This is a genomic window from Burkholderia sp. HI2500 (assembly GCF_002223055.1).
In the GTDB taxonomy this organism is placed as follows: domain Bacteria; phylum Pseudomonadota; class Gammaproteobacteria; order Burkholderiales; family Burkholderiaceae; genus Burkholderia.
Map to the genome: position 1 here is coordinate 608,379 of NZ_NKFL01000006.1, position 12,351 is coordinate 620,729.

The 12,351-nt window shown below is 68.0% G+C and carries 14 protein-coding genes; 9 read left to right on the forward strand and 5 right to left on the reverse strand.

All coding sequences use genetic code 11. From position 1 onward, the window contains the following. The 5 genes from CFB45_RS20470 to CFB45_RS20490 all read left to right on the forward strand — a co-directional run bounded on the left by CFB45_RS20470 (window position 1) and on the right by CFB45_RS20490 (window position 5,593). Entirely contained in the window at window positions 1-939 is a 939-nt protein-coding gene (locus CFB45_RS20470; RefSeq protein ID WP_039344159.1) for a helix-turn-helix domain-containing protein, read from the forward strand. Window positions 940-1,106: 167 nt separating this feature from the next. Continuing rightward, the gene (locus CFB45_RS20475; RefSeq protein WP_089427104.1) at window positions 1,107-2,315 is read left to right on the forward strand and encodes a porin; all 1,209 of its coding nucleotides are present in this window, start codon (window positions 1,107-1,109) and stop codon (window positions 2,313-2,315) included. 278 nt (window positions 2,316-2,593) lie between these two features. Then, window positions 2,594-3,832, forward strand: coding sequence for an ABC transporter substrate-binding protein (locus CFB45_RS20480; protein WP_039343900.1), 1,239 nt, complete (start codon window positions 2,594-2,596; stop codon window positions 3,830-3,832). A 34-nt stretch (window positions 3,833-3,866) separates the two neighbouring features. Beyond that, complete coding sequence (locus CFB45_RS20485) at window positions 3,867-4,736, forward strand: carbohydrate ABC transporter permease (protein ID WP_089427105.1); 870 nt, start codon at window positions 3,867-3,869, stop codon at window positions 4,734-4,736. Then, window positions 4,706-5,593, forward strand: coding sequence for a carbohydrate ABC transporter permease (locus CFB45_RS20490; RefSeq protein WP_373558417.1), 888 nt, complete (start codon window positions 4,706-4,708; stop codon window positions 5,591-5,593). The genes CFB45_RS20485 and CFB45_RS20490 overlap by 31 nt, the downstream gene beginning before the upstream one ends. 32 nt (window positions 5,594-5,625) lie before the next feature. Here the strand turns inward: CFB45_RS20490 and CFB45_RS20495 are convergent, their stop codons facing one another. Next, entirely contained in the window at window positions 5,626-6,648 is a 1,023-nt protein-coding gene (locus CFB45_RS20495) for a LacI family DNA-binding transcriptional regulator (RefSeq protein WP_089427107.1), read from the reverse strand. Between the two features lie 6 nt (window positions 6,649-6,654). Here CFB45_RS20495 and CFB45_RS20500 point away from each other — a divergent pair, with 6 nt between their 5' ends. Further along, entirely contained in the window at window positions 6,655-7,575 is a 921-nt protein-coding gene (locus CFB45_RS20500; protein ID WP_179255084.1) for a phosphatidylinositol-specific phospholipase C, read from the forward strand. Here the strand turns inward: CFB45_RS20500 and CFB45_RS20505 are convergent. Continuing rightward, on the reverse strand, window positions 7,572-8,528 hold the full coding sequence (locus CFB45_RS20505; RefSeq protein WP_089427109.1) for an alpha/beta hydrolase family protein: 957 nt from the start codon (window positions 8,526-8,528) through the stop codon (window positions 7,572-7,574). The two genes, CFB45_RS20500 and CFB45_RS20505, sit on opposite strands and share 4 nt — an antisense overlap. 285 nt (window positions 8,529-8,813) lie before the next feature. Here CFB45_RS20505 and CFB45_RS20510 point away from each other — a divergent pair, with 285 nt between their 5' ends. Then, entirely contained in the window at window positions 8,814-9,275 is a 462-nt protein-coding gene (locus CFB45_RS20510; protein WP_089427110.1) for a hypothetical protein, read from the forward strand. Next, window positions 9,272-9,472 carry a hypothetical protein gene (locus CFB45_RS20515; RefSeq protein ID WP_089427111.1) on the forward strand — a complete coding sequence of 67 codons (201 nt, stop codon included), beginning with the start codon at window positions 9,272-9,274 and terminating at the stop codon, window positions 9,470-9,472. Before CFB45_RS20510 ends, CFB45_RS20515 begins: the two co-directional genes overlap by 4 nt. Window positions 9,473-9,526: 54 nt before the next feature. Here the strand turns inward: CFB45_RS20515 and CFB45_RS20520 are convergent, their stop codons facing one another. Next, window positions 9,527-10,138 carry a LysE family translocator gene (locus CFB45_RS20520; protein ID WP_089427112.1) on the reverse strand — a complete coding sequence of 204 codons (612 nt, stop codon included), beginning with the start codon at window positions 10,136-10,138 and terminating at the stop codon, window positions 9,527-9,529. Window positions 10,139-10,225: 87 nt separating this feature from the next. On the opposite strand from CFB45_RS20520, the gene CFB45_RS20525 reads away from it, so the two are divergent. Continuing rightward, window positions 10,226-10,753, forward strand: a complete 528-nt coding sequence (locus tag CFB45_RS20525) for a GNAT family N-acetyltransferase (RefSeq protein WP_089427113.1) — start codon at window positions 10,226-10,228, stop codon at window positions 10,751-10,753. Window positions 10,754-10,771: 18 nt separating this feature from the next. Here CFB45_RS20525 and CFB45_RS20530 read toward each other — a convergent pair whose 3' ends face one another. Together CFB45_RS20530 and CFB45_RS20535 are read right to left on the reverse strand one after the other, a co-directional pair. Continuing rightward, a complete protein-coding gene (locus CFB45_RS20530; RefSeq protein ID WP_089427114.1) occupies window positions 10,772-11,833 on the reverse strand; it encodes an alkene reductase in 1,062 nt (353 codons plus the stop codon). A gap of 82 nt (window positions 11,834-11,915) precedes the next feature. Beyond that, the gene (locus CFB45_RS20535) at window positions 11,916-12,224 is read right to left on the reverse strand and encodes an ArsR/SmtB family transcription factor (protein ID WP_089427115.1); all 309 of its coding nucleotides are present in this window, start codon (window positions 12,222-12,224) and stop codon (window positions 11,916-11,918) included. Window positions 12,225-12,351 lie beyond the last annotated feature (127 nt).

A 12,351-nucleotide genomic window follows, 5' to 3' on the forward strand; every position in this document is an offset into this window, starting at 1 on the left:
ATGCTGTTCCAGTCACGCTCACACGAAGACGTGCACGATCACGGGCTCGCGATCGCGGGCTGGCATCAGGTCTACCGCCAGATGACGCCGGGCCGCTTCAAGGGCACCGTCACGCAGGTGCTGTACGACGATTTCCACTTCTTCCGCGAAACGACCAACCGGCGGGTCGCGCAAACCGGGCTCGCGCCGGCCGGGCGCACGTCGCTCGCGGTGCCGCTGTCCGTGCCGCTCGCGGGCACGTTCCAGGGCCAGCCCGTCGACGGCTATGCGCTGCTCGCGCTGCGCGCCGGCGAGGATTTCGAATTCCACACGCCGGAAGGGATGGGGCTCGTCGGGATCAGCGCGGCGTCCGACATGGTCGACGAGTTGTGCGAAGCCGAATTCGGCGCATCGGGCGCGCGCAAGCTGCGCCACGTGACGCGGCTGTCCGACGAGCAGGGCGTCGCGCTCGGCGTGCGGCTGTCGTCGCTGATCGACGATGCGCAGCGCAACCCGGGCCACCTCGAATACGCGGCCACCCGCAAGATGTTCCGCGACGCGATGCTCGGCATGTTCCTCGATGCGCTCGAGCAGGGGATCGGCGTCGAGCGCCGCGACATCACGCACGCCACCTACAGCGACATCGTGAGCCGTTGCGAGAAGCATCTGCGCGACCGGCCCGAGGAACCCGTCACCGTGCTGGAACTGTGCCGCGCGCTGCGCTGCAGCCGCCGCACGCTGCAAACGAGTTTTCAACGCGTGGCCGACGTCACGCCGGTCGGCTATCTGCGCACGATCCGGCTGAACGCGGTGCGCCGCCTGCTGCGCACGACGCCCGTGCAGCAGCTCGGCGTCGGCGAGGCCGCCGCGAGCTGGGGGTTCACGCACCTCGGCTATTTCGCGCGCGAGTATCGCGACCTGTTCGGCGAGCTGCCGTCGCAGACGACGCGCCCCGAATGACGCACGCGCGCCGCAACGGCGTCGTCGAGCACGGTCGCGGGCAACGCGTGCGACTGTTTGCCGATTTGCGATAGAGGTCCTGAATTTTCGCTGGATAGAGTCCTGTCACCCATATCGATAACCCCATCGATCTGCACTGCGAATCGATGACAACAGAGGGGCGGGACATGAAGATCGGACGACGACTGGCCGCGGCTGCGGCGACGCTGGGTTGCATGCACGCACACGCGCAGACCTCGGGCAGCGTGACGCTGTACGGCACCGTGGACACCGGCATCATCTACTCGACGAACCAGCAGTTCACGCGCGCCGACGGCAGCACGGGCGGCGGCCACGCATGGCAGATGGGTGGCGGCAACCTCGTGCCGTCACGCTTCGGCTTCCAGGGCGCCGAGCCGCTCGGCGGCGGGCTCAATGCGGTGTTCACGCTCGAGCAGCAGTTTCTTTCGGCGAACGGGCAGGCGCTGCAGGGCGGCACGGCCTTCAGCCGGCAGGCATGGGTCGGGCTGCGCCAGGACGGGATCGGCACGCTCGGCCTCGGCCGCCAGTACGACTCGTACACCGACATGCTCGGTGCGTACGTGTCGAGCAACAACTGGGCGACGCCGTACGGCTCGCACCTCGGCGACGTCGACAACCTGAATGCCGCATTCAACTTCAACAACGCGGTGAAGTTCACCAGCGCCGATTTCAACGGCCTCACGTTCGGCGGCACGTTCAGCTTCGGCGGACAGGCCGGCGATTTCTCCGCGAAGCGCGGTTACGCGGTGGCCGCGACGTACACGCGCGCACCGGTCGCGTTCTCGGTCGGCTACCTCGACCTGCACCAGCCGCTCGACGCGGCGCTCGGCGGCGCGAACGGCTATATCGGCGATTTCTCGTGCAGCAACCCGGGGGCGATGTATTGCCTGCTGCAGGACGCGGGCTCGATGCGCGCATTCGGCGCGGGCGGGTCGGTCACGTTCGGCGACGCGACGATCGCGCTCACCTATACGCATACGCGCCTCGGCGACAGCCGCTATTTCTCGACCACCGCGCAGCCGCGCACGCAGGCTTTCACGTTCGATATCGGCGAGGTGAACGCCACGTACATGTTCACGCCCGCGCTGCAGGGCGGCGTCGCCTATATCTTCAACGCCGCGCATACCGACGGGCGCGGCACGACGCGGTTCCACCAGGTGAACGTCGGCACGAACTACAGCCTGTCGAAGCGCACGGCGCTGTATGCGGTCGCGATCGGCCAGATCGCGAGCGGGAAGGGGCTCGGCACCGACGCGGACGGCAACGCGGTGAACTACGCGCAGATCCCGGTGCTCGCGAACAGCAACTCGAGCCGGCAACTGGCGGTGATGGCGGGTATTCGCGTGAATTTTTGAGCGCGGGACACGGAACGCGGGACACGGCGCGCGGAACGCGGAACGCGGGCAGCTATCAGCGTGCAACGGGTGGCGGGCATAGGGTGGGCGGAGGGCCGCCGGGCTGCTGCCCGACTCGCTGCGGCAGGCGCCGCGTACCGGCGATCGCCGCGTGCCATAAATTCTTAACGATCGGCGTGAACAATGGCATTCGCTACAGGCGGCCGGAAGCATCTCCCGCGTTGCACACGTGTGCAACGCCCGGCCGTCCCGCCACCACGCCGAACGAGAGAGACCTCATGACCTTGCTGAGCCGCCTGCGCGCGCTGTCCGCCGCCCTTGCGCTGTCCTTCGCCGCCACGCACGCCGTTGCCGCGGATCTCGTCATCGCAGGCCGCGACGATATCTACGGCAAGGGGCTGGCCGACGCCGTCGCCGGCTTCAACAAGCTGCATCCGGGCACCGAGATCGAGCTGCTCAAGCTGCCGAACGCGAACCTGTACCAGAAGCTCAAGCTGTCGATGCGCGAAGGCACCGGCGCATACGACCTCGTGATGATGGACGACACGTGGGCGCCCGAATTCATCGGCAACGGCTGGCTGAAGCCGCTGCCCGCGTCGCTTGCTGACGCCGATCTCGTGCCGTCCGCCGTCGCGCTCGGCCGCAACGCGGCCGGCGCGCTGTACGCGCTGCCGATCGTCGGCAACGTCGAGATGTTCGCGTACCGCAAGGACCTGCTCGCGAAGTACAAGCTGCAGCCGCCGCGCAACTGGGACGACGTGCTGAAGATCGCGCAGACGGTCGGCGGTGCGGACAAGAGCGTGTCGGGCGTCGTGTTCCGCGGCACGAAGGGCAACCCGGTCGTGACGGGCTTCCTGCCGATCCTGTGGGCCTATGGCGGCGACGTGTTCGACCGTGCCGGCAACGTGACGATCGATTCGCGTGAGGCGCAAGCCGCGCTGAAGACCTTCCTCGCGCTGAAGGCATCCGCGCCGAAGGACGTCGACGTGTACGGCGCGGCGGAAGTGCGCGATGCGCTGCAGCGCGGCACCGCCGCGCAGTCGATCGAGGTCTGGCCGGCGTGGGTGCCGGCGCTCGACGATCCGAAGCAGTCGCGCGTGGTCGGCCAGATCGCGCTGCAGCCGCCGCCCGGGCAGACCGCCGGCCCGGCGCCGATGCTCGGCATCTGGCAGATGGGCATCCCGAAGGACGCGCCGCACGCGAAGCTCGCGCAGGATTTCCTCGCGTACCTGACCGCCCGCGACACGCAGACGCGCCTCGCCGGCATCGGCATTCCGCCGACCCGCCGCAGTGTGTTCAACGATCCGGCGCTGGTGCGCCAGTACCGCTGGTATCCGGATCAGCTGAAGGCGCTCGAAGCCGGCCGTGCGCGGCCGCGCGTGAACGACTGGCAGCAGGTCGAGAGCATTCTCGGCGACCAGCTGCAGCTCGCGCTGACGGGGCAGGCCGCACCCGACGCCGCGCTGCGCCAGGCACAGCAGAAGATCGCGCAGGCGACGGCCGCGGCCGGCAAGTGACGGCTCGCCTCGAACTCTCGCCGGGACCCAGCGCATGAAAGCTTTCGGCCGCAGCCTGCCGTTCGTCGCGCTGCTCGGGCCCGCGCTGCTGGTGCTCGCCGCGCTCGCGCTGTATCCGGTCGCGCAGGTGCTGATCGATTCGTTCTGCCAGGTCGACTACTCGGCCGGCCGGCGCGCCTTCGCCGGGCTCGCGAACTATCGTGCGGTGCTCGGCGACGAGGCGTTCACGGTCGGCTTCGGCAACACGCTGCGCTTCACGATCGTCGCGTCGCTCGCCGAAGTCGCGCTGGGTTTCGGCCTCGCGCTGCTGTTCGTGCGCGCGTTTCCGGGGCGGCGCATCGCGCTGCCGCTCGCGATCCTGCCGATGATGCTGTCCACGCTCGTGTGCTCGGCGATCTGGCGCAACTGGCTCAACTTCGACGGTTTCCTGAACGCGCTGCTCGCGGCGTTCGACATCGAAGGCGTGCGCTGGCTGTCCGATCCGCATCTCGCGCTGTGGTCGCTCGCGCTCGTCGACGTGTGGCAGTGGACGCCGATGGCGTTCCTGATCGTGCTCGCCGGGCTGCAGTCGATCCCGCAGGAGCTGTACGAAGCCGCGCGCACCGACGGCGCGAGCGAGTGGCAGTGCCTGCGCGACATCACGCTGCCGCTCGCGGCGCCGCAGATCGGCCTCGCGCTGCTGCTGCGCTCGATCGACACGTTCAAGCTGTTCGACAAGGTCTATGCGCTGACGGGCGGCGGCCCCGGCAACGCGACCCAGACGCTGTCGACCTATATCTACGACACGGGCTTCCGCTTCTTCAACGTCGGGCCGGCAAGTGCCGCGTCGGTGCTGATGCTCGCGGCGTCCGCGCTGCTGGTCTCGGGGTACGTATGGCAGACGGTTCGCAAGCGGCGCGCATGACGGCGCAACCCGCCCGCATCACGGGCGCGAGAACGGGCGCTGCTTTTGGTCGCGCGGTGCCCTGGGCATTGCGCTTCGTCGCACTCGCGCTGTTGCTGCTGCCGTGCCTGTGGATGGCCGGCGCGGCCTTCATGCCGACGCTCGAACGCCTCGATCATCCGTTACGGATCTGGCCGGCCGCGCCGACCTTCGAGCATTTCGCGTCGGTCTGGTCGAACGGCATCGGTGCACCGCTGTTCAATTCGTTGCTGGTCGGCTTCGGCACGACGCTGCTCGCGCTGGCGCTCGCGTTTCCGGCCGCGTACGCGCTCGTGCGGCTGCGGTTTCCGGCGCGGCTCGACCTGCTGTTCCTGGTGCTCGTGCTCGCGTTGAAGCTGATGCCGCCGATCACGATCGCGGTGCCGCTGTTCGCGCTCGCGAAGCGGCTGCACCTGCTCGACTCGACGCTCGGCCTGATGCTCGCGTACCAGATCTACGCGTTGCCGATGGCGATCTGGATGCTGCTCGCGTTCGTGCGCGACGTGCCGATCGAATACGAGGAAGCCGCCTGCATCGACGGCGCGGGGCTTGCTCGACGCCTCGTGCAGATCGTGCTGCCGCTGTGCGCGCCCGGGCTGATCGCGACCGCGATCTTCGTGTTCATCGCCGCGTGGAACGAATTCCTGATCGCGCTGCTGTTCGTGTCGACGCCGAGCCGCTTCACGCTGCCGCTCGCGATTGCCGGCTACGTGACCGAGAACGGCATCGACTGGGGCGACCTGATGAGCGCGGGCCTGATGGCGTCGCTGCCCACGCTGGCCGTGGCCGGCTATGTGCAGCGCTACCTGTTGCGCGGGTTCGCGGGCGGGCTGAAGTGACGCGCGGCGTCGCCGCGCCCGATGCTCCCTGGTTATGCGCAGCTGGCCCGCACCACCTGCGTGACCGGCACGATGCGCGTGCGCGACGGGCCGTCGAACGCCTGCATCCGGTCCGCGAGCAGGTCGACCGCCGCGTGCGCGAGGCCGCGCGTGTCCTGCCGCAGCGTCGTGAGCCGGTACGCATCGTATTCGGCGGCGGGGATGTCGTCGAAGCCGATCACGCGCACGTCGTCCGGCACGCGCAACCCGAATTCGCTGCGCGCGACGTCGATCACGCCAAGCGCGAGCAGGTCGGACGAGCAGAACACGCCGTCGGGCCGCTTGCCGTTCCCGAACAGTTGCCGCGCGGCGTCGACGCCGCTTGCATGCGTGTCGGACGGCGTGTCGAGCACGTGCGCGAGTGTCGCGTCGAACGCATCGCCGCGCCCGATCGCCTGCTCGAACGCGGTGGCGCGCGACTGCGCGCTGTAGCTCGCGCCGCGCGGCCCGACGAACGCGAGCCGGCGCGCACCGGCCCGCACGAGCCGCTGCGCTGCGTGGACGGCGCCCGCCGCGTTGTCGCTGACGACGATGTCCGCGCCCGGCAGGTTCGCCTCGCGGTTGATCATCACGACCGGGATCCGGTGTTCGAGATACTGCTGCGCGACCGACAGCGGCGGCGATGCGGACGTCATCACGAGGCCCGCGATCCGGTAGCTGAGCAACTGCTCGAGCGATTGCCGGACCTGGCGCGGATCTTCCGCATTGGTCACGAGCGGCGTGAGCGCGCGCTGCCCGAGCGCGGCCATCAGGTCCGACAGCAGCCGCGCGCGAAACGGATTCTCGAACCCGGCCGTCACGACGCCGATCATGCTGCTGCGCTGCGTGATCATGTCGCGGGCGATCAGGTTGACCTGGTAGCCGAGCGCGCGCGCGGCGACCATCACGCGCTCACGTGTCTGCGGGGCGATGCTCGCCGTCGGCGAGAATGCACGCGACACCGCGGAGCGCGACACGCCGGCGCGCGCCGCGACATCCGATGCCGTGACCCACGGCTTTCTTTCCTTGTCATTCATCGATTCATGATCCCTTCGAGCCACGATACGTGCATGCCGCCCGCCGACTGGATGTCGGCGCTCGACGATGCGCGGCTGCTGCATACGCTGACCCTACCGGGCAGCCATGACACCTGTGCGTATACCGTCGACGATCGGCTGGTGCGCACCCAGCGTGCGCCGCTCGATGCCCAGCTCGCGCATGGCGTGCGGCTGCTCGACATCCGCTGCCGGCACGTGCGCGATGCGTTCGACATCCATCACGGCGGCATCGCGCTCGGCATGACGTTCGACGACGTGCTGGCAACCTGCGCGCGTTTTCTCGACGCGCATCCGCGCGAATGCATCGTGATGTCGGTGAAGGACGAATGGCCGGCGCACGCGTGCACGCGCAGTTTCGATGCGACGTTCGACGCGCATCGCGCGCGGCATCCGCGGCTGCGCTGGCATGCCGGCGGCACGCTGCCCGCGCTCGGCGACGTGCGCGGCGCGATCGTGCTGCTGCGCCGCTTTCGCAGCAGCCGTCCGCTCGGCATCGACTTGACCGCATGGCCCGACAATGCGACGTTCACGATCGACCACCCCGATGGTGCATTCGTGATCCAGGACGAATACCGCGTGCCGGTCGCCGCGTCGATCGGCTGGAAGTGGCGTGCGATCGACGCACTGCTGACGGATTTGCCGTCGCCGGACAGCGGCCGCTGGGCGATCAACTTCTGCAGCGGAACCGGGATGGGCGCGAATCCGTCGGTGGTCGCACACGGCGACGGCAACGTGCGGGGCATTCATGCGCGGCTGGCCGCACGGCTGCGCGAGCAGCCCGGCCCGTATGGCGCGATGCTGCTCGACTTCTGCGATGACGACGACTGGGCGCTGGTGCGCGCGCTGATCGCGTGCAACGACCATGTGCCGGCGCCGGGCGTCTGGCGCAAGACGTTTCGCTGTTAGCGGAGATTGGCGCTGAAGAACGCGAGTGCCTTCGCGTCGAGTGTTTCGTGGAAGGCCACGCGGTCGAATCCCTTCGCATCGGTACAGACTTCAGGCGAGTCGTGCGCCAGTGATTCGGAGCACGGCGCGAGAAACGCGAAATGCGCGGAATTCGGCACGACGTGGAATTCCGGCCGTTGCGGCAGCATGCCGGCCAGCGCGGGGACCGTTTCCGGCTCCACGCCGTCGCCGCCCGCTTCGGACGCCCAGAGCTGGATCGGCGCATGCACGTCTTTCAGCGTATCGGCGGTCGGGAATTCGTTCATCGGGTCGGCGATCACGTAGGCCTTGATCCGCGGATCGTGCGCCAGCGGCTGGCGCGGCAGGTCATGGTCGCGGATCTGCTTGCAGATCAACCAGGTCGGGTCCGGGCAGGCCACGTGCGCGTGCACGAAATCCGGATTGGCGCCGGCCAGCACGAGGCCCGTATAGCCGCCGCGCGAGAAGCCGAAGAAGCCGATCCGCGCGGGATCGATGTGCGCGGCGTCGGGCCCGTTGGACAGCATGTAGTCGACCAGGCGCTTGATGTCCTCCGGCCGCTCCGCCAGCTCCCTCAGGTCGGCCGCGCGGCTCATGTCGGCATGCGTGTCGCCGGGATGGTTGATCGCCGCGACGACGTAGCCCGAGTCGGCAAGCGTTTCGGCGAGGTCGTGATGCCCGAAGTACGTGCCGGCATGGCCGTGCGAAATCACGACCAGCGGCAGCTTGTCGCCGACGGTCGGGCAGTTGCGTTGCCCTTTCAGCAGGAACGGGCCGATCGTGAGCGATTGCGCGGGTGCCGCGCAGGGGGGCCAAATGACCGCCCGCAACTCGTGGCCGGCCGCATTGGCCGGGATGCTGAGGAACTTGATGCCGGCCGCGTGCGCGACCGTGGCGGACAGGCAGAGCAGGACAGCCGATAGCCAGGTTTTCATTGAGGTCCCCGGGGCAGGCGCGCGGCGGGCCGCCTTCGCGACTCGCCGTATCGTGACGAAAATCGGCGGTTGTGTATAGCTGTAAGAAGCGACGAACGGTTCGTTCGCGACACTTCGTAACGAATCATCGGGCAGTAAGCGGGCACGCACCGGGACGACACGCGCTTGTGGCGTGGAGGGCGTCGAGACGCTTGAATGAAGAGGCGCTCGGTCAGAATGAATCCGGCAGGTTCGTCAGCGCATCTCGTCATTGCTAGAATCACCGCGCTCTGAGGAGGATCCAGCATGACGCAATGCAAGACTTTTTATCGGGCATTCAGGGACAACATGGATGCCCTCGGTTTACCCGCGCCAGCAAGCCTGTTTGCTGCGCAGCAAACCGCAACCGGCACGCTCGCGGCTATTCTCGGCGTGCTCAAGACGCTCGGCCCGACTGCTACTGTTGGCGAACTGATCGGAGCAACGACCGGACTGGAACTGCTGGCAGCCGCGTCAGCACTCGGGGCGAGCTTTTACGTCGGTGCGGCGATCGGCAGCCTGATTGTGGCTGCCGACGCGTCGCTGGTGTGCGACAAGCGCGGCGTGGCCGCTGTCGACGGCATTCGCGTCTGGGCGGCTCGTCGCGGTCTTGTGATTCCGCAAGATGTCTATCGCGTGATCGAACGGTATCCGGAGGTACTTCGACCCATGCCAGTCAGTGTGACGTTTGCGATCCGCGCACGCGCAATCGGGAGGGCGACCGCATGAGCAGAATGGCAGACGGAATCAGTCTGATCGCCGCGGCTGTTGTAGTCGCAGCTGTTGCATGGGCACTGCTGCATTACTCGGGGAACTGGTTTTTTCCCGTTGCGACGCTCGTCGCGCTGGTTGCATTGCTCGCGGACAATCGACGGTTGAGAAAGCGCCTGCGCGACCTGGGAGATGACCCGCGCTTACGGAAGTAACGCTTCCTGCACGTCAGGCGTTACAGAATGCCATCAGCGCGCCTCGATTCCACATCAGCGCGTCGCGATCGCCACTGCCGCACCGGCCATCGCGGTCGCGCTCGTGCGGTTCGCGAACCGCTTCGCGCGCGCCGACGTCAGGAAAGCCCGTGCGCGCGACGCAAGCAGCGACCAGAAGCAGTCGGCCAGGATCAGGACCGCGAGCATCGTGCCGACCAGCTCGGCCCACGCGGTCACGCCGACGTGCGTGAGATCGACGATGGTCGGCAGCAGCGCGAGATAGAACACCATGATCTTCGGGTTGCCGAGCGTGACGAGCATGCCCGCGACGAACATCCGCCACGGCGACTGGCCGCGCGGGAGGTCGTCGGCGCCGGTCCCGGTCGGCGCGGTCCACATCTTCCATGCGAGGAACAGCAGGTACGCGACGCCGAGCAGTTTCAGCACGATCAGCCCGGCCGCGAACGTGCGCGCGAACGCGGACAGCCCCGCGACCGCGAGCGTGAGCCACAGCGCTTCGCCGACCCACATGGCCGCGAGGAACGGCAGCACGTCACGCACGCCGTTCGTCAGCACGCGCGCGACCAGCGCGGCGACGCTCGGCCCGGGCGTGCCGGCGGTGACGAGCAGGGTGACAGCGAAGACGGCGAGCGCGGACAGCGTCATGACGAACCTCGTGGGTGGGGCGTTCGAAACGTATGAGGTTTCGATTATAGTGACGGCCGTTCCAGACTGTCTGCCTGAATTGCCGTCATGACTGCACCGATCCTGATCCGTCCCGCCACGCGGGAAGACGCGGCCGCGATGGCCGCCGTCGAAGTGGCTGCCGCGCAGCGGTTTCGCGAAATCGGCATGACCCACATCGCGGAAGCCGAGCCGACCGATACGGCCGCCGTACTCGTGCGCATCGATGGCGGCCGGGCTTATGTGGCGGTCGATGCGCACGGCACGTGCGTCGGGTTTGCGTTCTACCGGCTGCTCGATGCGCAGCGGCTTTATCTGGAAGAGCTGGATGTCGCGCCGTCGCATGCCGGACAGCGGATCGGCGCGCGCCTGATCGAACAGGTGACGGCACGCGCGGCGCAGGAAGGGATCGCGGAGGTCGTGCTGTCGACGTTTCGCGACGCGCCGTGGAATGCGCCGTACTACGCGCGCCTGGGTTTCAGCATCGTCGACGCCGCCGCGCTCGACGACACGCTGCGCGCGATCCGCGCGCACCACGTATCGCTCGGCCTCGACGAGACGCAGCGCGTGTTCATGCGGGCGGACGTGCGCCGCTGAACACGCGCTGCCGTGCCGTCAGGCCGCGTCGCTCAGCGCCGGGTAATCGGTATAACCCGTTTCGCCTTCCGCGTAGAACGTCTCCGGCACCGGCTTGTTGAGCGGTGCGCCGAGTTCGAGGCGGCGCGGCAGGTCGGGGTTCGCGATGAACAGCTTGCCCCATGCGATCGCGTCGGCGCTGCCGTCCTCGAGCGCAGCCTGCGCGGTGTCGAGCGTGAACTGCTCGTTCGCGATCAGCGGGCCGCCGAACGCTTCCTTCAGGCGCGGGCTCAAGTGGTCGCCCGAGTACGACTCACGCGTGAAGATGAAGGCGATCTTGCGACGGCCGAGTTCGCGCGCGACATAGCCGAACGTTGCCGCCGGATCGGAATCGCCCATCGTGTGCGCGTCGCCGCGCGGGGCAAGGTGCACGCCGACGCGGCCGGCGCCCCACACGTCGATTGCCGCATCGACCACTTCGAGCAGCAGGCGTGCGCGGTTCTCGATCGGGCCGCCATATGCATCGGTGCGGTGGTTGGTGCTGTCCTGCAGGAACTGGTCGAGCAGGTAGCCGTTCGCGCCGTGGATCTCGACACCGTCGAAGCCGGCGGCCTTCGCGTTTTCCGCACCCTTGCGGTACGCGGCGACGATGCCCGGGATTTCGTCGAGCTCGAGTGCGCGCGGCGTCACGTACGGGCGCTGCGGACGCACGAGGCTCACGTGGCCGCCGGCGGCGATCGCGCTCGGCGCGACCGGCAGGTCGCCGTTCAGGAACACCGGGTCGGAGATCCGGCCGACGTGCCAGAGTTGCAGCACGATGCGCCCACCGGCCGCATGCACGGCCTGCGTCACCTGTTTCCAGCCCTCGACCTGCTCATCGGACCAGATGCCGGGGGTGTCCGCGTAGCCGACGCCCTGCGGCGTGACCGACGTTGCCTCGGTAATGATCAGGCCGGCCGTCGCGCGCTCGGCGTAGTAGCGGGCCATCAGCGCGTTCGGCACGCGCGTCGCGCCCGCACGGGAGCGGGTGAGCGGCGCCATCACGATGCGGTTCGGCAGGGTCAGGTCGCCGAGGGTGACGGGATCGAACAGGGTGGGCATGGCAAATAACCTCTTCACGAAAGGCGGGAAACCGTCGCGTCATGGGCGACGGCGCTCCGCATGGCCGGTTCGGCCGTGTTGACTAGAGTTCGCGGCGCAGGGCGTCGTGAAATGCGTCGATGACGGCCTCGTTGCGTTGAAAGAACGCCCACTGGCCGATCCGTGTCGACGTCACGAGCCCCGCGCGTTGCAGCGTCGCGAGGTGCGCGGAGACGGTCGACTGCGACAGCCCGCAGCGCGCGTCGATCTGGCCCGCGCAGACGCCGTGTTCATACGGCAGCGTCTGGTTCGGGAAATGCTCGCCCGGCGTTTTCAGCCAGAGGAGGATTTCCCGGCGCACGGGGTTCGAGAGCGCTTTCAGGATGGCTTCGATGTCGAGTTCGGTCGGCATGGATCGGGCGGGCGTTTCAGTCAGGCAAACAGGTATCGTCGATGGGCGAATCTTATATCGGAACTTGACGATATGTTTGAAAGCATTGCTGGCAATGGGGTTGATAGCGAAATGCGATAACGGGGAT

What these genes read in the sequence shown, in the direction of transcription:
- CFB45_RS20475 (WP_089427104.1), top strand. Translation starts at nt 1,107, where the DNA reads ATGAAGATCGGACGACGACTGGCCGCGGCTGCGGCGACGCTGGGTTGC.
- CFB45_RS20485 (WP_089427105.1), top strand. Translation starts at nt 3,867, where the DNA reads ATGAAAGCTTTCGGCCGCAGCCTGCCGTTCGTCGCGCTGCTCGGGCCC.
- CFB45_RS20480 (WP_039343900.1), top strand. Translation starts at nt 2,594, where the DNA reads ATGACCTTGCTGAGCCGCCTGCGCGCGCTGTCCGCCGCCCTTGCGCTG.
- CFB45_RS20505 (WP_089427109.1), bottom strand. Translation starts at nt 8,528, where the DNA reads ATGAAAACCTGGCTATCGGCTGTCCTGCTCTGCCTGTCCGCCACGGTC.
- CFB45_RS20525 (WP_089427113.1), top strand. Translation starts at nt 10,226, where the DNA reads ATGACTGCACCGATCCTGATCCGTCCCGCCACGCGGGAAGACGCGGCC.
- CFB45_RS20470 (WP_039344159.1), top strand. Translation starts at nt 1, where the DNA reads ATGCTGTTCCAGTCACGCTCACACGAAGACGTGCACGATCACGGGCTC.
- CFB45_RS20500 (WP_179255084.1), top strand. Translation starts at nt 6,655, where the DNA reads ATGATCCCTTCGAGCCACGATACGTGCATGCCGCCCGCCGACTGGATG.
- CFB45_RS20495 (WP_089427107.1), bottom strand. Translation starts at nt 6,648, where the DNA reads ATGAATGACAAGGAAAGAAAGCCGTGGGTCACGGCATCGGATGTCGCG.
- CFB45_RS20535 (WP_089427115.1), bottom strand. Translation starts at nt 12,224, where the DNA reads ATGCCGACCGAACTCGACATCGAAGCCATCCTGAAAGCGCTCTCGAAC.
- CFB45_RS20490 (WP_373558417.1), top strand. Translation starts at nt 4,706, where the DNA reads ATGGCAGACGGTTCGCAAGCGGCGCGCATGACGGCGCAACCCGCCCGC.
- CFB45_RS20530 (WP_089427114.1), bottom strand. Translation starts at nt 11,833, where the DNA reads ATGCCCACCCTGTTCGATCCCGTCACCCTCGGCGACCTGACCCTGCCG.
- CFB45_RS20515 (WP_089427111.1), top strand. Translation starts at nt 9,272, where the DNA reads ATGAGCAGAATGGCAGACGGAATCAGTCTGATCGCCGCGGCTGTTGTA.
- CFB45_RS20520 (WP_089427112.1), bottom strand. Translation starts at nt 10,138, where the DNA reads ATGACGCTGTCCGCGCTCGCCGTCTTCGCTGTCACCCTGCTCGTCACC.
- CFB45_RS20510 (WP_089427110.1), top strand. Translation starts at nt 8,814, where the DNA reads ATGACGCAATGCAAGACTTTTTATCGGGCATTCAGGGACAACATGGAT.